At 60.0% G+C, this 22,247-nt stretch carries 24 protein-coding genes; 17 read left to right on the forward strand and 7 right to left on the reverse strand.

Translation table 11 applies throughout. The features are described from left to right. The first annotated feature begins 77 nt into the window (after positions 1–77). From trpE to trpC, 4 genes are all read left to right on the forward strand, one after another. Complete coding sequence (gene trpE, locus msub_RS13665) at positions 78–1,565, forward strand: anthranilate synthase component I (protein WP_048496516.1); 1,488 nt, start codon at positions 78–80, stop codon at positions 1,563–1,565. A gap of 16 nt (positions 1,566–1,581) precedes the next feature. Next, the gene (locus msub_RS13670; RefSeq protein ID WP_048496517.1) at positions 1,582–2,163 is read left to right on the forward strand and encodes an aminodeoxychorismate/anthranilate synthase component II; all 582 of its coding nucleotides are present in this window, start codon (positions 1,582–1,584) and stop codon (positions 2,161–2,163) included. Between the two features lie 11 nt (positions 2,164–2,174). Beyond that, entirely contained in the window at positions 2,175–3,203 is a 1,029-nt protein-coding gene (gene trpD / locus msub_RS13675) for an anthranilate phosphoribosyltransferase (RefSeq protein WP_048496518.1), read from the forward strand. A 162-nt stretch (positions 3,204–3,365) separates the two neighbouring features. Next, positions 3,366–4,187 carry an indole-3-glycerol phosphate synthase TrpC gene (gene trpC, locus msub_RS13680; protein WP_048496519.1) on the forward strand — a complete coding sequence of 274 codons (822 nt, stop codon included), beginning with the start codon at positions 3,366–3,368 and terminating at the stop codon, positions 4,185–4,187. 134 nt (positions 4,188–4,321) lie between these two features. On the opposite strand, the gene msub_RS13685 is transcribed toward trpC, so the two are convergent. The 4 genes from msub_RS13685 to msub_RS13700 form a co-directional block, all read right to left on the reverse strand. Continuing rightward, positions 4,322–4,936, reverse strand: a complete 615-nt coding sequence (locus msub_RS13685) for a DUF4202 domain-containing protein (RefSeq protein ID WP_048496520.1) — start codon at positions 4,934–4,936, stop codon at positions 4,322–4,324. 409 nt (positions 4,937–5,345) lie between these two features. Further along, positions 5,346–5,963 carry a glutathione S-transferase family protein gene (locus tag msub_RS13690; protein WP_048496521.1) on the reverse strand — a complete coding sequence of 206 codons (618 nt, stop codon included), beginning with the start codon at positions 5,961–5,963 and terminating at the stop codon, positions 5,346–5,348. A 90-nt stretch (positions 5,964–6,053) separates the two neighbouring features. Then, positions 6,054–6,788, reverse strand: coding sequence for an alpha/beta fold hydrolase (locus tag msub_RS13695; protein WP_048496522.1), 735 nt, complete (start codon positions 6,786–6,788; stop codon positions 6,054–6,056). Position 6,789: 1 nt separating this feature from the next. After that, entirely contained in the window at positions 6,790–7,890 is a 1,101-nt protein-coding gene (locus msub_RS13700) for a M14 family zinc carboxypeptidase (protein WP_048496523.1), read from the reverse strand. 285 nt (positions 7,891–8,175) lie between these two features. Between msub_RS13700 and msub_RS13705 the strand changes: the two genes are divergently transcribed. The 4 genes from msub_RS13705 (at position 8,176) to msub_RS13720 (ending at position 12,266) form a co-directional block, all read left to right on the forward strand. Beyond that, positions 8,176–9,144, forward strand: a complete 969-nt coding sequence (locus tag msub_RS13705) for an ABC transporter substrate-binding protein (RefSeq protein WP_048496524.1) — start codon at positions 8,176–8,178, stop codon at positions 9,142–9,144. A 97-nt stretch (positions 9,145–9,241) separates the two neighbouring features. Further along, positions 9,242–10,276, forward strand: a complete 1,035-nt coding sequence (locus msub_RS13710; RefSeq protein WP_048496525.1) for an ABC transporter permease — start codon at positions 9,242–9,244, stop codon at positions 10,274–10,276. Positions 10,277–10,286: 10 nt separating this feature from the next. Further along, positions 10,287–11,345 carry a betaine/proline/choline family ABC transporter ATP-binding protein gene (locus msub_RS13715; RefSeq protein ID WP_048496526.1) on the forward strand — a complete coding sequence of 353 codons (1,059 nt, stop codon included), beginning with the start codon at positions 10,287–10,289 and terminating at the stop codon, positions 11,343–11,345. Between the two features lie 180 nt (positions 11,346–11,525). Then, the gene (locus msub_RS13720) at positions 11,526–12,266 is read left to right on the forward strand and encodes a substrate-binding periplasmic protein (RefSeq protein ID WP_227506731.1); all 741 of its coding nucleotides are present in this window, start codon (positions 11,526–11,528) and stop codon (positions 12,264–12,266) included. On the opposite strand, the gene msub_RS13725 is transcribed toward msub_RS13720, so the two are convergent. Further along, positions 12,242–13,216 (reverse strand): META domain-containing protein, encoded by a 975-nt coding sequence (locus msub_RS13725; RefSeq protein WP_048496528.1) that lies wholly within the window; start codon positions 13,214–13,216, stop codon positions 12,242–12,244. The genes msub_RS13720 and msub_RS13725 overlap by 25 nt on opposite strands. Positions 13,217–13,360: 144 nt before the next feature. Between msub_RS13725 and msub_RS13730 the strand changes: the two genes are divergently transcribed. From msub_RS13730 to modC, 6 genes are all read left to right on the forward strand, one after another. Continuing rightward, complete coding sequence (locus tag msub_RS13730; RefSeq protein WP_048496529.1) at positions 13,361–14,107, forward strand: glutathione S-transferase family protein; 747 nt, start codon at positions 13,361–13,363, stop codon at positions 14,105–14,107. 111 nt (positions 14,108–14,218) lie between these two features. Continuing rightward, positions 14,219–14,449 carry a hypothetical protein gene (locus msub_RS21225; RefSeq protein ID WP_227506732.1) on the forward strand — a complete coding sequence of 77 codons (231 nt, stop codon included), beginning with the start codon at positions 14,219–14,221 and terminating at the stop codon, positions 14,447–14,449. After that, the gene (locus msub_RS13735; RefSeq protein ID WP_048496530.1) at positions 14,415–15,377 is read left to right on the forward strand and encodes an alpha/beta hydrolase; all 963 of its coding nucleotides are present in this window, start codon (positions 14,415–14,417) and stop codon (positions 15,375–15,377) included. The genes msub_RS21225 and msub_RS13735 overlap by 35 nt, the downstream gene beginning before the upstream one ends. Before the next feature lie 56 nt (positions 15,378–15,433). Beyond that, complete coding sequence (modA, locus tag msub_RS13740; protein ID WP_048497128.1) at positions 15,434–16,165, forward strand: molybdate ABC transporter substrate-binding protein; 732 nt, start codon at positions 15,434–15,436, stop codon at positions 16,163–16,165. Beyond that, complete coding sequence (gene modB, locus msub_RS13745; RefSeq protein WP_048496531.1) at positions 16,165–16,845, forward strand: molybdate ABC transporter permease subunit; 681 nt, start codon at positions 16,165–16,167, stop codon at positions 16,843–16,845. The genes modA and modB overlap by 1 nt, the downstream gene beginning before the upstream one ends. Further along, entirely contained in the window at positions 16,842–17,924 is a 1,083-nt protein-coding gene (gene modC, locus msub_RS13750; RefSeq protein ID WP_048496532.1) for a molybdenum ABC transporter ATP-binding protein, read from the forward strand. The genes modB and modC overlap by 4 nt, the downstream gene beginning before the upstream one ends. Before the next feature lie 62 nt (positions 17,925–17,986). On the opposite strand, the gene crp is transcribed toward modC, so the two are convergent. Continuing rightward, positions 17,987–18,628, reverse strand: coding sequence for a cAMP-activated global transcriptional regulator CRP (gene crp / locus msub_RS13755; RefSeq protein WP_007153756.1), 642 nt, complete (start codon positions 18,626–18,628; stop codon positions 17,987–17,989). A 272-nt stretch (positions 18,629–18,900) separates the two neighbouring features. On the opposite strand from crp, the gene msub_RS13760 reads away from it, so the two are divergent. The 3 genes from msub_RS13760 to msub_RS13770 all read left to right on the forward strand — a co-directional run bounded on the left by msub_RS13760 (position 18,901) and on the right by msub_RS13770 (position 21,363). After that, positions 18,901–19,323, forward strand: coding sequence for an OsmC family protein (locus msub_RS13760; RefSeq protein ID WP_048496533.1), 423 nt, complete (start codon positions 18,901–18,903; stop codon positions 19,321–19,323). 260 nt (positions 19,324–19,583) lie between these two features. Then, entirely contained in the window at positions 19,584–20,378 is a 795-nt protein-coding gene (gene speD / locus msub_RS13765) for an adenosylmethionine decarboxylase (RefSeq protein ID WP_048496534.1), read from the forward strand. 136 nt (positions 20,379–20,514) lie between these two features. Continuing rightward, positions 20,515–21,363: a pirin family protein gene (locus msub_RS13770; RefSeq protein ID WP_048496535.1), complete on the forward strand. Its 849-nt coding sequence runs from the start codon at positions 20,515–20,517 to the stop codon at positions 21,361–21,363. Between the two features lie 12 nt (positions 21,364–21,375). On the opposite strand, the gene msub_RS13775 is transcribed toward msub_RS13770, so the two are convergent. Beyond that, complete coding sequence (locus tag msub_RS13775; RefSeq protein WP_048496536.1) at positions 21,376–22,242, reverse strand: phosphoribulokinase; 867 nt, start codon at positions 22,240–22,242, stop codon at positions 21,376–21,378. Positions 22,243–22,247: the final 5 nt, after the last annotated feature.

Raw genomic sequence — 22,247 nt, forward strand, 5'->3', positions numbered from 1 at the left:
GCCTGTCGAGACCGCAGCACCTGATGAAAGTACAGGCTTTCGTCCACAATGCAGATCAGATTTCAGGAAACCGTACCATGACACCCGAGCAATTCTCCGAGCTCGCCAGCGCCGGCTTCAACCGTATCCCCGTGTACCGCGAGGTGCTGGCCGACCTCGACACACCCCTGAGCACTTACCTCAAACTGGCCAGCGGGCCATACTCCTACCTGTTTGAATCCGTTCAGGGCGGGGAGAAATGGGGCCGTTACTCCATTATCGGTCTGCCCAGCCACGAAGTGCTGAAGGTCTTTGACCACCGCGTGGAAATCAGCCGCGGCGGCGAGCTTGTCGAGGCGGAAGAGGTGGACGATCCCCTGGCTTTTGTTGAGGCCTACCAGAAACGCTTCCATGCGCCGGACCTGGACACACTGCCCCGGTTCAACGGTGGCCTGGTGGGTTACTTCGGCTACGACACCGTGCGCTATATCGAGAAACGTCTGCGCAAGAGCTGCCCGCCGGACAAAATCGGCACCCCGGACATCCTGCTGATGGTGTCCAACGAGATCGTGGTGTTCGACAACCTGCGGGGCAAACTGCATCTGATTGTGCATGCCGATCCGTCGGTCGAAGGCGCGTTCGAACAGGCCCAGGCCCGCATTGATGAGCTGGAAAACCGGTTGCACCGGCAAACCGTCGATGCCCCCCGCACCCCCGAACACCTGCGCGGCAAAACCGTGGACGAAAGCGACTTCATCTCCGGCTTCACCCAGGACAGGTTCGAAGCCGCGGTGGACAAGATCAAGGGCTACGTGCTGGACGGCGATGTCATGCAGACGGTGATTTCCCAGCGTATGTCGATTCCGTTCGAGGCGCCGCCGCTCAACTTGTACCGGTCCCTGCGGGTGCTGAACCCGTCGCCCTACATGTACTTCCTGGACCTGGAGGACTTCCACATTGTCGGCTCGTCCCCGGAAATCCTGGCCCGGGTGGAGGATGAGGAAGTGACCGTGCGGCCCATCGCCGGTACCCGCAAGCGCGGCGCCACCGATGCCGAAGATAACGCCCTGGAAGCCGAATTGCTGGCCGACCCGAAAGAAATTGCCGAGCACCTTATGCTGATCGACCTGGGCCGCAACGACGCCGGCCGGGTGTCGGAAACCGGCACGGTCCGGCTGACCGACAAGATGATCGTGGAGCGCTACTCGCACGTGATGCACATTGTCTCCAACGTCACCGGTCGGCTCAAAGACAACACCAGTTGCCTGGACGTGCTGCGCGCCACCCTGCCCGCCGGCACCCTCAGCGGTGCACCCAAGATCCGGGCCATGGAAATCATCGACGAGCTGGAACCGGTCAAGCGCGGGGTTTACGGCGGCGCCGTGGGCTATCTGTCGTTCAACGGCAACATGGATACCGCCATCGCCATCCGCACTGCGGTGATCAAGGACAACACCCTGCACATCCAGGCCGGCGCCGGCGTGGTGGCCGATTCGGTACCCCGCCTCGAGTGGAAGGAAACCATGAACAAGGGCCGCGCCATCTTCCGCGCGGTGGCCATGACCTACAACGATTTCGACCACTGAGGCGGAGGAAAAGATTATGTTGCTGATGATCGATAACTACGATTCCTTCACCTACAACGTGGTGCAGTATCTGGCCGAACTGGGCGCGGACGTGCAGGTTTACCGGAACGATGAAATCACCATCGAACAGATTGAAGCCCTGAACCCGGAGCGCCTGGTAATTTCTCCCGGCCCCTGCACGCCCAATGAGGCAGGCATCTCCATGGACGCCATCCGGCATTTCGCCGGCAAGCTGCCGATCCTGGGCATCTGCCTGGGCCACCAGGCCATCGGCCAGGTCTACGGCGGCGACATCATCCGCGCCGGCCGCGTGATGCATGGCAAGGTGTCCCCGGTGTTCCACAAGGACACGGGCGTGTTCCGGGGCCTGAGCAATCCACTGCAGGCCACCCGCTACCATAGCCTGGTGATCGACAAGACCACCCTGCCCGACTGTCTGGAAGTGACCGCCTGGACCCGCAACGACGATGGCTCCATCGAGGAGATCATGGGAGTCCGCCACAAGACGTTGCCGATCGAGGGCGTGCAGTTCCATCCAGAGTCGATTATGACCGAACAGGGCCACGAGCTGCTGCGCAACTTTCTGAGAACCCAATAAGAGGCCGACACATGGACATGAAAGAAGCACTCAACCGCATTGCCTCCAACCTGGACCTGTCCCGGGAGGAAATGAAGGACGTGATGCGCATCGTCATGAACGGCGAGGCCACGGACGCGCAGATCGGCGCGTTTCTCATGGGGTTGCGCCTGAAGAGCGAAACCATCGACGAAATCACCGGCGCCACCGAAGTGATGCGGGAGCTGGCCACCGGCGTCACCGTTAACGCCGAGCCACTGGTGGATATCGTCGGCACGGGCGGCGACGGCGCCAACCTGTTCAACGTGTCCTCGGCTGCCTCTTTTGTGGTGGCGGCCGCCGGCGGCTTTGTCGCCAAGCATGGCAACCGGGGTGTGTCCTCCAAGAGCGGAAGCGCGGATCTTATCGAGAAAGCCGGTATCAATCTGAACATGAAACCGGAGGAGGTGGCGCGCTGCGTGGAGCAGATCGGGGTCGGGTTCATGTTCGCCCCGGCGCACCACGGCGCCATGAAGCATGCCATTGGCCCCCGCAAGGAGCTGGGCTGCCGCACCATTTTTAACATTCTCGGCCCGATGACCAATCCGGCGGGCGTGAAACGCCAACTGATCGGCGTGTTCACCCGGGAATTGTGCCGCCCGATGGCGGAGGTGCTGCAACGATTGGGCGCGGAGCATATTATGGTGGTGCATTCCAAAGACGGGCTAGATGAAATCAGTCTGGCCAGCGCCACCCACGTGGCCGAACTGAAAGACGGCAAGATCAGCGAATACGACATCACACCCGAGGATCTCGGCATCAAAAGTCAGACGCTGGTCGGTCTGGCAGTGGACTCCTCGGAGGAATCCCTGAAGCTGATCCGGGCCGCCTTCGGCCGTGGTCACGACGAGATGGCGGAGAAAGCCCGGGATCTGATTGCCCTGAACGCTGGCGCGGCGATTTACGTGGCGGGCCTAACGAAGACGCCGAAAGAAGGCGTGGATATGGCACTGGATGCTATGGGTTCTGGTCTGGCGGCGGGCAAGATGTCCGAGTTGGCTGACTTTTCTCAGTGTTTTTGATCCCGGCCTGCTGAGATTGCAGCCGGACGAGCTGGTGGGGCGTCCCTTCCGAAACACGCCCGTGAATACATCCCTGTAGGGCTTGGCTGCAGCCATCCATGGCTGCAGACAGTTTCGGAAGGGACGCCCCACCAGCTCTCGCATACTTTTTACGGGCCTGATATGACTGACAGACATTTGGATAAGACACCCACGATTCTTCGGAAAATTGTTGATCGGAAGTGGGAAGAAATCGACGAGCGCAAGACCAAGGTCAGCATCGACGACTTAAAGGCCAAGGCGGGAGACCAGCCGACGGCGCGAGGCTTCGCGAATGCCTTGCGTACGCGGATTGAAATCGGAACGCCCGCCGTCATCGCCGAAATCAAGAAGGCCTCGCCCAGCAAGGGCATCCTGCGGGATCCGTTCGAGCCGGCCGCTATTGCCGAGAGTTACGAGAACGGCGGCGCCGCCTGTTTGTCCGTGCTCACCGACAAAGACTTCTTCCAGGGCCACGAGGACTATCTGGTCGCCGCCCGCAACGCCTGTAGCCTGCCGGTGATCCGAAAGGACTTCATGGTCGCGCCCTACCAGGTTTACGAAAGCCGGGCCATCGGCGCCGACTGCATCCTGCTGATCGCCGCCTGCCTGACCAGGGACCAGATGCAGGAACTGGAAGGCATTGCCCATGAAATCGGGCTGGATGTGTTGGTCGAAGTGCACGATGGTGAAGAACTGGACGATGCATTGACGCTGACGACCCCTCTGGTCGGCATCAACAACCGGAACCTGCACACCTTCGAGGTGTCGCTGGACACCACCTTTGATCTGCACGAGCGGATTTCCGCAGACCGCCTGACCATCACCGAAAGCGGCATCATGACCAGGAATGATGTGGGCGCCATGACCGGCCGTGGGATTTACGGTTTCCTGGTGGGGGAATCTTTCATGCGGGCTGAAGAACCAGGTCAGAAATTACGGGAGCTGTTTTTCCCCGCAGGCTGACTCCTTCAGATGGGGTGAGTCGGCGGGCAAGGCTTGCCAAAATCGTGCGGAGCCAGGGATGGCGGAGCCGAGCGTACAAGGATGTATTCACAGCGTATTTTGGCAAGCCTTGCCCGCCGACTTACATGCACCCATCATACATCAGGGTCGGCCAAAGCCTCCTGCAACAACTCCAGTAAATGCGCCGGCATCCCCTCCGCCAGCTTGAGCGCCGCCTCATGCCCGCGGGGCGACATCTTGCCCCATGTGCGGCGCACGATACGCAACCACTTGTCCCGGTCGTAGTCCGCCTTTTCCTCGTAGAAATCCGCGAAATAGCGCTCAAGGAACACCATGCAGGCAACGTCCTCGAGAAGTTGAGTGTCCTCATCCTGCCTCAGCTCCCGCTTGGTCAGAATGGTTTCCACCCGCTGGCACTCCTCCGCGGGATAACCACAGCCCGCCATGATCTCGGCGGCTCGCCGGCCGTGCATCCGTCCGCAGGCCTGGCGCCATTGATAATAAGCCTTGCGCCCTTCGGGATAATCCTTCCGGGGCATGGTCCAGCGCTCGATGTGCTGGGCCCGGCAGGCAATCTGCAGGCGTTCGGAAGGCTCCGGCTCCAGCGCAAAGAGCCAGCGGGTCATATGCTGGCTGTAGGCAAATTCCTTGGGCAGCCATTGCTCGCCCACCTGTTCCTGGTTCGGGTCCGCCCGATTGGCTATGTCAATTGCTTCCAGAGCGCATTCCAGGCGCGGGGATAGTTGCATGAGGGGTCACCTGTTACGAGAGTGGGCTACCGTCTGGCCCTGAACGGGCGGCCGTTCATTCTAGCGTTTCAGCTACAGCACCTCTACCACTGGGGACAGACGCGTCTAACTCCGGAGGGGGCAGCACTTTACGGCATTGCTCAACAACGCTATGCAGTTCAGATTTATAGATACCCAAAACCACAACAGAGTTTCCCGGGATATTGTATTCACCGCCAACTGTACCCGAGAAGTTGCAATCCGCTTATGAAGCCCATATTCAGTCGGTGGAGCGAAAAGTGGCTGTGATTGCCCCCTGGCTTTTTCTGGCAACCAACATGGTCTACCAGTTTTCCCATGGAATCCGCCAGGGCCAAAGCTCCGGACTGGCGGCTGCATTGCGACACTCCAGCCCCGGTGAGCCAGTGCCTCAGGCCTGGGCGGAAGGCCGCGCCTTGATGCGGTCGTACCAGGCCTGGAGGTTGGTCTGCTCCGGCTTGATGCGGATGTTCACCACCCGGGCAAACGCCACCGTGGTGAAGGCATTGATGTCCGCCGCGGTGAATCGCTCGCAGCAGATGTACTCCTTACCTGTCAGATGCTTGTCGAGAAAATGCATGAACTTCTCGACATTCTTGCCGCACTCCTCACCCCATTCCTTGATCGGGGTCATCCGGTCCTTGAAATAACCGGTGGTGTGCTGGAAACACATGCCGGTGGGCATGAAGAAGAACAGTTCAACCCAGCGCAGCCACTGTTCGAGCTGTGCTTTTTCCAGCGGTGTGTCACCCAGCAGGCTGGGCGTGTCCGGGTGGCTCTCCTCAAAGTAGCGGCAAATGGCCATGGTTTCGGCAATGCTGGTGCCGTCGTCCAGTTCCAGCACCGGTACTTTTTTCATCGGATTTCTGGCAACAAACTCTGCAGTCAGGTTTTCGCCCTTCTGCAGGTCGATTTCGACAAATTCCACTTCATCAAGCAGGCCCTTTTCGGCCAGGAACATCCGCACACGGCGGGGGTTGGGGGCGGTTCTGGTTTCGAAGATCTTCATTGTTGTCAGCTCCATTGCTAATCAGCGAAGGCTTTGGCGTTTGAAAACCAGAAGACTGACCGGAAAGAACGGTTGCGTCAAGCAACCAGGCTAACGGGGCAGCCAGTTGCGGATCTGCTGGATAATCCAGTCAGGCTCGTCCAGCGGCAGGTCATGTCCGGCATCGGGGTGGAGTTTCAGGGTCCATTGCCAGCGTGCCTCCAGGGCCGCACTGCAGCGCCAGTGCACGATGCGGTCACCGCGACTGGCCAGCACAAGGGCGTCGGCCAACGGGCGCTTCTGCGCCGGCGTATAGCGCGCAGCGGCGGTTAGCTGCCTGATGGCATTACGGGAACTGACCGGGCGCTGGCGCTGGATGCTGTACCACTGTTTGGCCAGCGTTAACGGAACCTCTCGGTTCGAGGTCAGCCTGAGAAGATCCCGCTCCCGGTCAAACAGTTCCCGGCGACCCAGAAGCCTCAGAATCCAGGGCCAGGCGCCCGGGCGCATGCGCTGCCAGGGCGGGCTGAAGCCTGAGCTGGTGTTGATCAGAATCAGGTTCTGGATTTCACCTTCCATGGCATTCTGGGCCCAATCCAGCGCAACCATCCCCCCCATGGAAAGCGCCAGGATATTGAGTGGGCCGGGAACGTGGCGAACCTGTTCGCGAACTTTTTTACAAATCCCGGCGACCCGTGCGGGGCTGTCTTCCCGGTAACGCACTCCTGTGCCGGGCAGATCGACCGTGTGAAAGCGGTCGTCCGGAAAAGCATCGCGCAACCGGGTGGCAAAGCTGCCCCAGTGTGCCTGTTCCCGTGTCAGACCCCGCAACAGAATCCAGTGCATGTTATTGAGAATCCCGATACCAATGCATGATGGCGGCTTCTCTCAGCATGGACTCCTCTTCCCGGGCCGGCAACCAGTTCTCATGGCTGGCGGCGGCGTTGACCAGGAAGTCGATCCAGCTCAGGTGGCTGCGCAACACCCGCTTGTGCCTGTGGGGCACCAGCGGGTTGAAGAAACCCTGCAGCCTGAGCAACTGGCGAGGGCGCTTGCGAATCCAGCGCCAGGAACCCATTTCCAGGGTCAGTGGCAGGAAGACCCCGGCGTTCTCGCGGTTCACCAGCTTGTAGAAGTAGTCCCACAAATCGCCGTGAGTCAGATAATGCCGGGACTGGGGCTCGAACCGGTAATCGTGGTTCGGGTAGGCCTGTTCCCAGATCAGTTTCAGGGCCATCACCGAGGCGATGCGGCGCATCGGCCGCCGCCGGTAGGCATAGGGAAACCAGATCTGATCCTTCATGCCAAACCCGGAATGGCAGTCCAGTGCCACACTGAACGGTCGCCCGGGCAGCAGCTCCTGGATCACCGATTCCAGCGCACGGTTTTCCGGCTCCATACCCTGCTCCGGGTCTCCGGTGTACCAGGGCAGGCACGGTGAAAAACGCTGCCCTCCCAGCAGGAACGCACTGCGGTCCTGGGCGGTGATCGGCGCATTGCGCATCAGGTCCACCCCGTTGGGGTTGCTGCGCTGGTTCAGGTACATGCCTCCGGGATTGAGGATGGGCAGCAGCGTTATCCGTACTTTCTGAAGCAGGCCAGCCAGATTCTCATCCCAGGTGACCCTGGCCAGCAGGGTCTGCAGCCAGGCCAACACCACCTGACTGCCAATCCGCTCCAGCCCGTGCACGCCACCCACCAGTAACACCACCGGGACATCCGGCCGGGATGAGCCGATGTCCGCCCGGTAGATGGGAAGCGACAGGTCCTTCATGTTCACCCGGTCAACCACCCGGGTGGTGATCGGCTCCGGCGCCTCGGCCAGCATTCGCTCGAGGCTCACCAGCTCCGGCAGGAAGGTGCGCAACAGCCGGCGCTGCCGCCCGTCCCGGGCAGCCTGCTCGCTGGCAATGGCAGTATGGGGCGTCAGGTCGCGCAATTCGGTCATGACAATCTCCGGCGTTGGGGTGAGCGGAGTCTAGCCATGAATTGCTACAGCTTGTTGACCATCGAGCAGGAAAATATGCCTCCATTAAAGACGTATTTTGAATTCATCCTTGTAACTGAGCACAGGTTCGTTATCCTAAAGATACGCATTAACCGAGACCCGCTGGTTTGTCGTATCACACTTGTGAACCGAACATCGCGATTTTCCCGATCCGCATGGATTGCGGCCTCTTAGTACCCGAAAGACCTTCCAAACCTCACAAACCCTGAATAAGGAGAAGTGACTATGCGAAAGCTTACGTCTGCTGCAATGCTTTGCGCGCTATCAATACCCGCCACGGCCCTGGCCGATTGCGGAGAAGTGTCCATCACCGAGATGAACTGGGCGTCCAACACTGTGGTAACCAATGTGGCCACGTTCCTGATGGAACAAGGTTACGGCTGTGACGTCACCATTGTTCCCTCCGACACCGTGCCGGCGGTGACCTCGGTAGCTGAAAACGGCGAACCGGATATTGTCACCGAACTCTGGCTGAACTCCGCGGGCGAGGCCTACCTGAATCTTGAAGAACAAGGCAAGGTAGAGCGGCTGGGCAAGGTGCTCGACCCCGGCGGCGTTGAAGGCTGGTGGATTCCCACTTACCTGGCGGAAAAGCACCCCGAACTGAAAACCATTGAGGGCGTGATGGCCAATCCGGAACTCGTCGGTGGCATGTTCAACAACTGCCCGAGCGGATGGGGCTGCCGGGTTGTCAATGACAACCTGATTCGCGCCCTCGACCTGGAAGAGTCCGGCATCGAAGTCTTCAACCATGGTTCCGGTGAGACCCTGGCATCGTCCATGGCGTCCGCGGTCCAGAACAAAGAACCCTGGTTCGGTTACTACTGGGGGCCCACAGTTCCCCTCGGCAAATATGACATGACCCGGGTCGATCTCGGCGAGGTCAAGCCGGAAGTGCACCAGAGAAACCAGACTCAGAATGTCGACAACCCGGGTGTCTCCGACTTCCCGCCGGCAACGATTCTGACGTCGGTGACCACCGACTTCAAAGAGCGCGAGCCGGAAGTCGCCAAGATGCTGAGCAAGCTGACGTTCAAAACCGACACCATGAGCTCGATTCTGGCCTGGAAGGACGAGAACAACGCTTCCGGCAAGGAAGCCGCTGTCTATTTCCTGAACAACTATAGCGACGAGTGGTCCACCTGGCTGAACGATTCCGCCAGAGAAAAACTGACCGCCATTCTCGGAAACTGATTCGCCTGCCCCCGCCCGGGACGCTCTTCCTTTCATGTCCCGGGCAGTTTCCTGAACCACGAACCAATTCCAGATGCGCAGGAGAGACTGACCGCCCATGGCAACCTACGATTCCCTGTTTTCAACACTGGGCCTCAAGGAATGGTGCTCACAAGGCGCAAGCGACGGCCCGATGTCGATGGCCGATTTGCTGAACAAGACCAAGGGAGAAAGCGCCGAACCTGCCTCAATCTGGGAACTGCCGTTCCCGTCCATGGACGCCCTGAACGAATCCTGCGCCGCTTTTCCCCAGTCCCGGGAGCTCACCAAGGGCCTGGAGCAAGGCTTCCTGGCCATCAAGGACAGTCTAAGCCTGGTGCTCGATCCATTGACCCAGCCGCTCAGCTGGTTCCTCGACGGTGCGCTTTACGCCATGCTCAACACGCCCTGGTGGATTGTGATTCCATTGTTGCTGGCGGTGGTTTACCTGGTCACCAAATCCTGGAAGCTGGTGCTTTTTGTCGGCGGCAGCATCGTTCTGCTGGCATTCATTGATTACTATGCCTACGCCATGCAGACACTGGCGATCATTCTTGTCTGCGCCTTCCTCTGCGTTCTGCTCGGGGTCCCCATCGGCATTGGCATGGCCCGCAGCGACAAGCTTCAGCGGATGACCATACCCATCCTGGACATGTTGCAGACGCTACCTCCGTTCGTGTACCTGATCCCGCTGATCTTCCTGTTCAGCGTTACCGAATCGAAACTCTACGGCATCGCGATCATCCTGTACGCCATTGTTCCGGTGATCCGCTTGACCAATCTGGGCATCCGGCTGGTCGACAAGGACGTCATTGAAGCCGCCGATGCCTTCGGCATGACACCCCGGCAAAAGCTCTACAAGGTCCAGATCCCACTGGCACTGCCGAACATTATGGCCGGGGTGAACCAGACCATCATGATGAGTCTTGCCATGGTTGTCATTGCATCCCTGGTATCCGCCCCCGGGCTTGGCGTACTGGTGCTCAGGGGCATACGCAACCTGGAACTCGGCGTTGGTCTGGTTTCCGGCCTGGGCATCGTGATCCTGGCGGTTATCCTTGACCGGGTAACCAAGGCGTCACTGGCACGCATCAATGTCTCGCAGAAGCAGTGAGGAACGCCCCATGGCAGAAAACATAAAGATTTCGATAAAGAACCTGTACAAGATTTTCGGCCCGACCCCCGATGTGGCGCTCGAACATGTCCGCAAGGGCATGAACAAGGCCGACCTGCTGGAGCAGCAGAGGCATGTTCTTGGCCTGCGGGATATCAATGTCGACATGCGGGAGGGCGAAATCACGGTGATCATGGGGCTCTCCGGCTCCGGGAAATCGACCCTGATCCGTCATCTGAACCGGCTGATTGAGCCCACGGCGGGGGAAATCCGGATCGATGGCGAGGACGTGCTCAGTTTCAACGAGGACCAGCTGCGCAAGCTGCGCCGGGAAAACATGTCGATGGTGTTCCAGAAATTCGCACTCCTGCCCCACAAGACGGTGCTTGAAAACGCCGGCATGGCGAAGAATATCCGGGGTTACACCATTTCCGATTTCGAAGCCGATGCCCGGAAATGGCTGGCGCGGGTCGGCCTGGAGGGCAACGAGCATCAGTACCCGCACCAGTTGTCCGGTGGAATGCAGCAGCGCGTTGGGATAGCCCGTGCGCTGGTGTCCGATGCCCCCATCATGCTGATGGATGAAGCATTTTCAGCCCTGGACCCGCTGATTCGCTCCGACATGCAGGACCTGCTGCTGGAACTGCAGGACGAGCTGAAGAAAACCGTCGTATTTATCACCCATGACCTGGATGAAGCCCTCAAGCTGGCCGATCATCTGGTCATCCTCAAGGACGGCGAAATCGTGCAGCAAGGGGACCCCCAGGAAATCCTGCTCAATCCGGGCGACCCCTACATTGTCGATTTCATCAGTGATATCAACCGGGCACGGGTGCTCAGGGTGCGCTCGGTGATGAGCGCCCCGGATTCTGGCGAGTCCACTTACGCCGGTGACATCTCTGAGAAGGAAAACCTTGAATCGGTGCTCCTCAAGTCCGGTGGCGACATGTCCCTGAATTTCCGGGTAATGAGGCGAGAGGAGCATGTGGGCACCCTCCATATGAAGGATCTCGCCCTTGCACTGGTACCCACACAGGCTTCACAGGATCGCAGTAAAAGCGCGGCATAGCGGCCTTAAGGGGGGGGATTACAAAACACCAGACAGGGTTTATCATTCAGCTAAAGCCGACTCCTTCGGCAACCCGGTTTCCCGACCATGCCAAGAATACTGGTTTTGTGCTTTGCCTGGCTGCTGGTTGCCTGCTCGCAACCGGAAGACCCACCGTTGCAGGGTCCCGGAACGGCCGCCATGACAACCGAATCGGATCTTGTGGCGCCACAAGCTGCCCGGAAGGTCATTATTGCCGCAGATCCCTGGTGTCCCCATAACTGCGTGGCAGGTTCCGACCGTGAGGGTTACATCGTCGATATTGCCCGGGAAGCCTTTGCCATGGCTGGCATTGAGGTCGAGTATATCAATATGAGCTGGGCCCGGGCGCTCCAGCAGGCGCGGGATGGCTATATCGATGGTGTTGTCGGAGCCCTGCCCGGCGATGCGCCGGACTTCATATTCCCGGAAGAAGCCGCCGGCCATACAGAAATTGCCCTCTACACTCACCCTGACAGCACCTGGCATTACAGCGGCATCGACTCGCTGGAGGGGCTCAATCTCCTGGCCATCAATGGTTATGCCTACTCACCGGAGCTTGATGCCTATATCGACAGGCATCGCGATGACCCCAAAAAGGTATGGATACTGTCCGGGCCCGCACCCCTGGGCCGGGCCATCGGGCTTCTGGGCAGGCACCGGTCAGATGTCTTCCCGGAAGACCGTTTCGTCATGGAATGGCAGTTGGCGCAGCACAGCAATGCCGTGGCACTCAGGAGAGCAGTCATAATACACAAATCACCGGTTTATATTGCATTTTCGCCCGCCCGAAGCCAGTCCATGGAGCTTGCAGAGCGCCTGTCACAAGGAACGAAAGTCCTGAGGGACTCCGGGCGGATCAAGCAGATTCTGGCCAGTTACGGGCTTTCATGGCCGGACTGAAACGCCCGGATCAGGTCACCGCCCGGCGTTGAAAGGCGCAGCTCCCCCTGTCGCCCGATGGCCACTGAAGAAACCTTTCCAAGCAGCTCCAGGAAACGCACCTCCTGATCCATCAGCGCCGGCGCACAGGCCATGCGGGTTGTCGCCAACTGCCCAAAGGCGATCCCTTCACTGCCTAACCGATAGTGACCGGTGTAACGATTGCAGGAGGCACGTCCGGCGACCCGGTTGTCCTCAAGAAATTCGATGGTAATCCGGGAGCGATCAATGATTCCGCTGCCGGCCAGGTCCTCAACAACCCATTCCGCGCCCCGGAAGAGGCGCAGCCGGTCGCCACCACAACCGGCAAAAGACTCACCACCCACCGTCAGCCGAACCTGCGCCGGGTACTGGGCACCCGACATGCTGTTCTCGCACAACTGCCGGGCAACGGCAAGGGTTACGGGCAGATCCTCGAGCGTCGCGACGAATTCCCGGCCGTGCCGGTTGGCGGTGGACAGTTCAACCGGAATACGTCGGGTCTGATCCTGTTCGTAGGGCCTGGTGAGGAAAAGCTCCTCACCGTCAATCGTCACATGCCAGAAGGGCTCGTTGCCACTGGCCTCAAAGGGCATCTCCACTCCCCCCGGTGGCAAACACTCGGGATAGGTCTGCCCCTGGATGGTCAGGGTAGCCCGCTCACCCTTGCTCCAGAATCGGGTTTTCTCATCGCCGGGCGCAACATACAGGGCGCCCGAGGCACTCTCCGCCGGCTTCAGCAAAATGCCCCGATCAAGATAATCGACGCTGATCAATTCACTGTCGTCGGCGCCGGATACGGCAATCTCGAGCTGCCCGCACGAATAGGCCCCGAAAACCGGCTGGGGAGTTTGCGGCAAGGAGGAGCAGGCAGAGGCAAGGAGCCCGGCGAAGGTGACGACGGACAGCGTAAAAACTCGTCGTGAGTACATGGTCAGTTCCCTTGAAGATGTGTATCAATGAGCACAGTTTAAAACCCAACAGCCGCTATGGCCAACTTCCGTGAATCCCTCGGCAAGGCTTCTTAAACCGTGCCGCCGCCAGTATGCTGGAGAATCTGATTCAGGAGACAGGCCATGGCGCTGAAACTATACCAATTTGCCATTTCCCATTACTGCGAGAAAATCCGCTGGGCCCTGGAATTTAAAGGGCTCAATTATGAATCCGTAAACCTGCTGCCTGGCCAGCATGTAAAAACCATACGAAAACTGACGGGCCAGGCCTCGTCCGTTCCGGTGCTCGACCACGATGGCCGGATCGTCCAGGGTTCGGCCGGGATTCTGGATTATCTTGACGAGATTTTTCCCGAGCGCCCCCTGACGCCGACCGATCCGGACCTGCGAGCGCAGGCGCTGGCCTGGGAACGGCGGCTGGACGACGAAGCCGGCCCCGCCATTCGCTGCTATTCCTACCACCACTTTCTGCAGCGGCCCAAAATCGTGGTGCCCATGCTGGCCGCCGGCACGCCCTTCTACAACCGGATACTGCTCAGCCTGGCCTTCAGCCGCGTTAACGAAGTCATGCGCAAATGGATGCAGATCAATGACAAAACCGCGGACAGATCCCGGCAGGTAATGGAGACGCTGCTGACTGAACTGGCGGGCATATACCGGGAACAACCGTTCCTGGTTGGCGACCGGTTTTCCCGCGCCGACCTGACGGCCGCGGCACTGTTTGCTCCCTTGTTCCTGCCTCCGGAGTACCCGGTGCCCTGGCCCAAGCCGGCGCGTATTCCAAAAGAGATCGGTGCCTGGCTGGAACAATGGCAACCTCAACTACAGACCCTGGAAACCATTTACGCAAACAATCGCCGGGCAAACTGATACCGGGGGCTTGTCGGAAATCGCCAGCCAGACTGGCGCAAACCGACACTCACTTCCACCGGCTCCATGCCACACTGTTGCCTGCAGCACAGAAGAACCGGCAGGAACCCTATGGCTTTGACCGACATGATGCGGGCCGTAATTGAAAACAGCGGCCTGATTGTGCTCTGGACTCACGAATCCGTGGACCTGTTCCGCGACATGGCACAGCCAGGCGGATTATTGTCTCGCCTCAGACATTTATGGAAACGGCCGGAGTGGCAACGCCCGGCAACGGACAAGAATAACAAGGACCCGGGCAGGCACCATGAACGAACATCCCCTGACGCTGAACGCACCTGATGGCCACACCATAACCGGCACTGTGTTTATTCCGGCGGAGCCTGCCGGCATTCTGGTTATCAGCCATGGCATGGCCGAACACGGCGACCGTTACCGGGCACTGGCCGAATGGCTCAGCCAGCGCGACATGGTGGTTGTTACCTTCCACCATCGGGGCCACGGCCCCGGCTGGCCTTCCGAAAGCCTCGGGCACTATGCCGACCAGAACGGCTGGGCCCGCGTGGTCGCCGATCTGCACCGGGTAGTCCAACACAGCCGTTCGCAGTTTCCGGGCCTGCCACTGCACCTGCTGGGCCACAGCATGGGCTCGTTCATCGCCCAGAGCTATGCCCAGAAACATGGCGACAGCCTGGCCACCCTGATCCTGAGCGCCACCAACCGCATTGATCGTGGCCAGCTGTTCGCCTCCAGGGCCCTGGTCGGCCTGATCCGCCTGGTTCGCGGCAAGCGACACCGGAGCCGGCTGGTGACCCGTATGACCTTTGAGCAGTTCAACCGCCAGTTCCGCCCGAACCGGACAGGCTCCGACTGGTTGAGCCGGGATCAGGAACAGGTCGACCGGTATATCTCCGATCCCCTCTGCGGGTTCGCCTGCACCGTGGGTTTGTGGTGGGACTTCATCGGCGGGATGCTGGGCATTTCGCCCTCTGCCTGGCGCAAGGACCTGCCGGTGCACCTGTTCTCCGGCACCGCGGACCCGGTGGGTGAAATGGGCCGGGGCGTAAGACAACACTTCCAGACCATTCGCGAAGCCGGCGTTCAAAGCGTTACCCTGCGATTGTTCGAAGGCGGCCGACATGAGATGCTCAACGAGACCAACCGGTATGAGGTGTGGGAATACCTCCATTCTCTGTGCTTCGCACCGGATTCATCCGTAACGGCAGCACACCCGGAAATGTCACCCCGGACCCAAGCCATTATTGATTGAACCTGTAAGGACGTTGTATGGGTTACTGTAGAACCCGCTGTCTGTTCCGGACCATCATGCTGTTTCTGTCTGGCGTCGCCATGACCCAGGCTGTCGCGGGCGAAGTCAGCCTTGGCGTCGCTGCCAACTTCACCGAGACCGCCGATGACCTGGCTGAACGCTTTGAAGCCGACACCGGCCACCGGGCCATCGTCAGCACCGGCTCAACCGGCAAGCTGTACGCCCAGATCAGGAACGGCGCGCCCTACGATGTATTCATGGCTGCGGACGCCCGCAGGCCGGCGCTGATCGAGCAAGCGCAAGCCGGAGTCACCGGCACCCGCTTCACCTACGCGCGGGGCAAACTGGTGCTCTGGAGCCCGGCCCCGAACGCCTTCGAAAATGCCGAGGACTACCTGAGCCGACAGCCTTTCGCCAGGCTGGCCATGGCCAATCCGAAAACCGCCCCCTATGGTCTTGCAGCGCAACAGGTTCTGGAAAACCTGGGCCACTGGCAGGCCCTGCAGGGCAAGCTGGTCCGGGGTGACTCCATCGCCCAGGCCTTTCAGTTTGTTGTCAGTGGCAACGCCCAGGCCGGATTTGTCGCCCTGTCTCAGGTAAAATCCTGGGACGACGACGAAGGCACATTGTGGAAGGTGCCCCAGGCCTATTACCAGCCCATCGACCAGCAGGCCATCCTGTTGAACCGCGGTGCCGGCAATGAAGCGGCCAGGACCTGGATGGACTTCCTGAAATCCGACACCGCCATCGCCATTATCCGGGACTATGGGTACGACACTGCCGACTAATGTTTGAAACATACTGGGATCCGGTCTGGCTGACGCTCAGGCTGGCGACGATGACCACACTGCTGCTGTTGCTGATCGGCACTCCCATCGCCTGGTGGCTGGCCCGCACCCGGCACTGGCTGCGGCAGCCAGTCGCTGCGGTGGTTGCCCTGCCTCTGGTACTGCCGCCAACAGTCCTCGGCTTCTACCTGCTGCTGGTCATGGGGCCGGAGGGCTGGGTTGGCCAGGCCACCCAATCACTGGGGATCGGCCTGCTGCCCTTCACCTTCGAAGGTCTGGTGGTGGCGTCCGTCGTCTACTCCCTGCCGTTTACCGTTCAGCCCCTGCAGAACGCCTTCGAAACCGTCGGTGACGGTTTCATGGAAGTCGCCTCCACCCTGCGTGCCGCGCCCTGGGACCGCTTCCTGTTCGTTGCCGTGCCGCTGGCCCGCAACGGCTTCCTGACCGCCGCGGTGCTGACCTTCGCCCATACCATCGGTGAGTTTGGCGTGATCCTGATGATCGGCGGCAACATTCCCGGGGAAACCCGGGTGTTATCCGTGGCCATCTACGATCACGTGGAATCCCTGGAATACACCCAGGCACACTGGCTGTCCGCCGGCATGGTGGTGTTCTCCTTTGTGGTGCTGGTGAGCCTTTACGCGCTAAACGGCAAGGCCCGTTCGAGGGCTCTCGGATGACTGCGACCGATACCATCCGGGCGCGCTTCCAGTGTGCCTTTCCGGGATTCGACCTGGATGTTGACCTGACCCTGCCGGCCACCGGCATCACCGCCCTGTTCGGGCATTCGGGCTGCGGCAAGACCACCCTGCTCCGGTGCATGGCGGGCCTGCAGAGTGCCTCCGGCACCATGACCGTGTTCGGTGAATCCTGGCAGACTGACGATATCGTCCGCCCCGTGCACCAGCGGCCGCTGGCCCTCGTGTTCCAGGAAACCCACCTGTTCCCCCACCTGAACGTTCGCAAGAACCTGGAGTTCGGCTACCGGCGCATCCCCGCCCGCGAGCGGAAGATCGGGTTCGACCATGCCGTGCGCTGGCTTGGCCTGGAGTCTCATCTGGCCCGAATGCCCGCGGGCCTTTCCGGCGGTGAACGACAACGCGTCGCGATTGCCCGGGCCCTGCTGACCAGCCCGAAGCTGTTGCTGATGGACGAGCCCCTGTCGGCCCTGGACCTTGCCAGCAAACAGGACATCCTTCCGTACCTCGAGCGGCTGCGCGACACCCTGGCGATTCCGATCGTCTACGTCTCGCATTCCACCGCGGAGGTTGCCCGGCTGGCGGATCACATCGTGATGATGGAAGCGGGCCGGGTGGTGGCACAGGGGCCGCTGCGGGAAACCCTGGCGGGCACCGACAACCCCTTCCGGCTGGAGGGTGATGCCGGAGTTCTGCTGGAAGGCCACATCACGGATCTGGACGAGCCGTGGCATCTGGCCCTGTTCAGCTTCGACGGTGGCCAACTCTGGCTGCGCCGGGACGACAGGATAAACCCGGGTGACAGTGTGCGGGTACAGGTGCTGGCCCGGGATATCAGCCTGGCGCTGGTGGAACATTCCGACCAGAGCATCCAGAATCTGGTGCCGGCAACCATTGACCGAATCGATCCGGATGTCGACCCGGGGATCAGCCTGGTTCGGCTTTTGGCCGGCCCGACGCCGTTCCTGTCTCGGCTCACCACCCGGGCGGTAGACCGGCTTGGCCTTGAGCCGGGCAGGAAGGTGTGGATGCAGATTAAGTCCGTTGCCCTGGTCAACTGACCCAACGCAAAAAGGCCGCTGGTATCAGCGGCCTTTGCGGTATCGGGTGCACTCGGCCAGGCTCAGCGAGTGCCGTAAACCACCATGGTCTTGCCCTTGACCCGCACCAGCCCCTGATCCTCCAGTGTCTTGAGAACCCGGCCGACCATCTCTCGGGAACAGCCGACGATGCGGCCGATTTCCTGGCGGGTGATCTTGATCTGCATGCCATCCGGGTGCGTCATGGCATCCGGCTCCTTGCACAGGTCCAGCAGAGTCCTTGCCACCCTGCCTGTAACATCCAGGAACGCCAGATCACCCACCTTGCGGGTAGTCTGCCTCAGTCTCGAGGCCATCTGCTCACCGATGAAATACAGAACACGGGGGTCCTGCTGGGCGATCTCCCGGAACTTGGTGTAACTGATCTCGGCCACTTCGCATTCGGTCTTTGCCTTGACCCAGGCACTGCGCGAATCCATGTTGTCGAACAGCCCCATTTCGCCGAAGAAATCCCCGGCATTGAGATAGGCCATGATCATCTCGCGACCGTCGTCATCCTCAATGATGACGGTTACCGAGCCTTTGACGATATAAAACAGGGAGTCGCTCTTGTCCCCGGCGTAAATGATCGTACTCTTGGCGGGATAGCGCCGACGATGGCACTGCGACAGGAAATAATCCAGATGCTTGGTTTTCTGCTCAACCGGCTTGACGATAGTGGCCATAATGCGAGTCGTGCCTCCTCAAATACTGGCGGGTTCCATTGTTTGTTATTCACCCGGCTTTCCGTGCGGGTTCGTTCTTTTTTCTTGCAAATCTGCGCAACTTATAACAAGAAGGTCGGTTTCGGGCAACCGGAAAGAGTATACAACATGTATCCGGAGCGAGCCTCGCCGCTGCTCCGCCTTGCCAGTTGTGCTAGCATCCGGCCTCATAGCATCGCGATCAGCGCCAGGGGCTACAGCGGCCCTGAGCCACCACCAGGGAGAAGCACCTCATGAAAGCAACCGTCGACTGGACCGGCAACGCCAGTTTCAAAGTCACCAGTGGCAGCGGCCACAGCGTTCAGCTCGACGGCCCACCCGACCACGGCGGCCAGAACCTGGGCCCTCGCCCGATGGAAATGCTGCTGATGGGCCTGGGCGGCTGCTCGTCTTTCGATGTGATGAGTATTCTGGGCAAGAGCCGGCAGGACGTGACGGCCTGTCATGCCGAGCTGGAAGCAGAGCGGGCCGATGCCGTTCCCGCGGTCTTTACCCGCATTCACCTGCACTTCGTGGTCACCGGTAACCAGTTGAAGGAAAATCTGGTCAAACGGGCGGTCAGCCTTTCCGCCGAAAAGTATTGCTCGGCGTCGATCATGCTTGAAAAGGCCGGCGTTGAAATCACCCACAGCTACGAAATTCGCGAGGCCGAATAGTCCGGCGCACAGAGGTCTCACGGATTCGCCCCATGGCCCGCCCGGGGCCAGGGTCGGCAGGCCGGATGCAGCGGATGTCACGGATGCTAAAATGTCATTGCAAATACTATTCAACGTCACTTGCGGTGTGCATAATACGCACCCTCTCCGCCGGTCTGCGCAAAAGGTGAACAACCCGGTCAGTAGTCGGTGGCGGCCTCGGCAGAGCGCCCAAAAGCAGCTCTGCAGTCATTCATCTCCATGATCCGGAGGGGCTGAGCATGGAATCAAAACTCCAGCTGCACGGTTTTAACAACCTGACCAAATCCCTGAGCTTCAACATTTACGACATTTGTTACGCGCAGACCGAAGAGCAACGCGAGGCGTACATCGACTACATCGATGAGATGTATAACGCCGAGCGTCTTACCCAGATCCTGTCCGACGTGGTCAAGATCATCGGCGCCAACATCCTCAATATTGCACGCCAGGATTACGAGCCCCATGGTGCGTCGGTCACCATGCTGATCGCGGAGCATGAGCTCAACAATGGCCAGGAGCCGGATAACGAAGAATCGCCGGGGCCGCTGCCGGACACCATCGTGGCGCACCTGGACAAAAGCCACGTAACCGTCCACACCTACCCGGAAAGCCATCCGCACGATGGCGTAAGCACATTCAGGGCCGACATCGACGTGTCCACCTGCGGGCTGATTTCACCCCTGAAGGTGCTGAACTACCTGATCCACAGTTTTGACTCGGATGTGGTCACCGTGGACTACCGGGTTCGGGGCTTCACCCGTGACGTGGACGGCACCAAGCACTACATCGATCACGACATCAACTCGATCCAGAACTATCTGACCGAGGACACCCAGAACTCGTACCAGATGATCGACGTGAACGTGTACCAGGAAAATATGTTCCACACCAAGATGATGTTGAAGAACTTCAACCTTGATAACTACGTGTTCGGCGTCAATGCCAGCGATCTCGGTGCGCAGGAAGCCCAGTCCATCGAGGACCGGCTGCGCCGGGAAATGCTGGAGATTTTCTACTCCCGCAACGTGGAGTAAGGGGTCACCGGTGGCGTCCTGAGCGGGCCGCCACCAGTCCTTCAGTTTTTTTGATGTCTCCCGCCAGATTTCTGCGTTTTATACTTGTCCCTCCTCCCGCTTTAATAGAAACGTGAGCAACCGAGAGGAGAACACCATGACCCTGCGCTCCCTGAAACAGATTATTCCCGCATTGGAAACATCCGATGGCGCCGGTGTGCGTATAAAACGCTCCATCGGCCAGCAGCCGAGTGTTCGCCTGGATCCGTTCCTGATGCTCGACGAGTTCGGTTCGGCCGACGCCGCTGACTACATTGCCGGCTTCCCGTCCCATCCCCACCGCGGTTTCGAAACGGTGACCTACATGATCGAGGGGCACATGCTCCACGAGGATCACCTGGGTAACCGGGGTAACCTTCGCAATGGCGGCGTGCAGTGGATGACCGCCGGCCGGGGCATTATCCACTCGGAGATGCCCCAGCAGGAGGAAGGCGTCATGCGTGGGTTCCAGCTATGGCTGAACCTGCCGGCTGCCGACAAGATGACCAAAGCCGGTTATCAGGACTTTCAGCCGGAGCAGATTCCCGAAATCGGCTTCGAGGGCGGCACCCTCAAGCTGATTGCCGGTTTGGTGGTGGTGGTGGACGGAAAGCCACATCAGGGCGCGGTATCGGAGCGCAGCACCCGGCCGCTCTATGCCGACATTCACCTGGACGCCGGGGGCCAGCTTTCACTGCCGGTTCCAGCGGGCCATAACGGCATGCTGTACCTGTATGAAGGTGGCGCCAGCCTGGGCGATGTCGCCCTCAAGAAAAGCGCCGCCAACATCCTGGGCGATGGCGACAGTATCACCATCACGGCTGGCAGCTCCGGTGCCCGCATACTGCTGATTGCCGGCAAACCGATCGGAGAACCGGTGGTTCAGTACGGGCCTTTCGTCATGAACACCAAGGAAGAGATCGAACAGACGCTTCGTGACTACCGGGATGGCCGCCTGACCGCCTGAAGCCGGTCTCACTCAGGCGAAGGGCTTCCGGGCCATCAGCCGCTGAACCATGGGCCTGACAATCAGGTCCATGGCCAGCGGCATTTTTGTGCCCGGAATCACCAGGGTGTCATGGCGGGACAGACTGCTGCCGGAAATCACCTGCAGCAGGTAGGAAAACTCCACGTCCGAGGGATCCCGGAACCGGATCACCAGCATGCTCTCGTCCTCCGTGGGCACGTCCCGGACAACAAAGGGGTTCGAGGTGTCCACCAGGGGAATGCGCTGGAAGTTGATATGGGTGTGGGAGAACTGCGGCACGATGTCATGCACATAGTCGTCCATGCGGTTGATGATGGTTTCCACCACCGCGTCCTGGCTGTAGCCGCGCTTGTGGGTATCCCGGTGGATCTTCTGGATCCATTCCAGGTTCACGATCGGCACGACCCCGATCAGCAGGTCCACATACTGGGCAATGTTGCAGGTTTCGCTGACCACACCGCCATGCAGCCCTTCATAGAACAGCAGGTCCGTATCGGCGGGCAAGGGCCCCCAGGGCGTGAAGGTGCCGGGCTTGTGGCCAGCCGCCGCCAGATCCCGGTCCTCATCATGGACATACTGCCGGTATCGGCCGTTGCCGGTGTGGCCGTAGTCGTAGAACAGCGCTTCGAGCTTGTCGATGTGATTGGCCGCCAGGGCAAAATGGTTGCGCTCGCCGAACTGTCCCTTGGCCGCCAGCCGCGCCATCTGCTCCCGGTTATAGCGGTGAAAGCTGTCGCCACTGACCATGGCGGCCCGGAGGCCTTCACTGGCAAACATCCGGCTGAAAATCTGGCCGGTGGTGGTGGTGCCTGCGCCGGATGACCCGGTAACCGCGATAATGGGATGACGTTTCGACATAGGAG

This window comes from Marinobacter subterrani, from assembly GCF_001045555.1.
GTDB classification, from domain to species: domain Bacteria; phylum Pseudomonadota; class Gammaproteobacteria; order Pseudomonadales; family Oleiphilaceae; genus Marinobacter; species Marinobacter subterrani.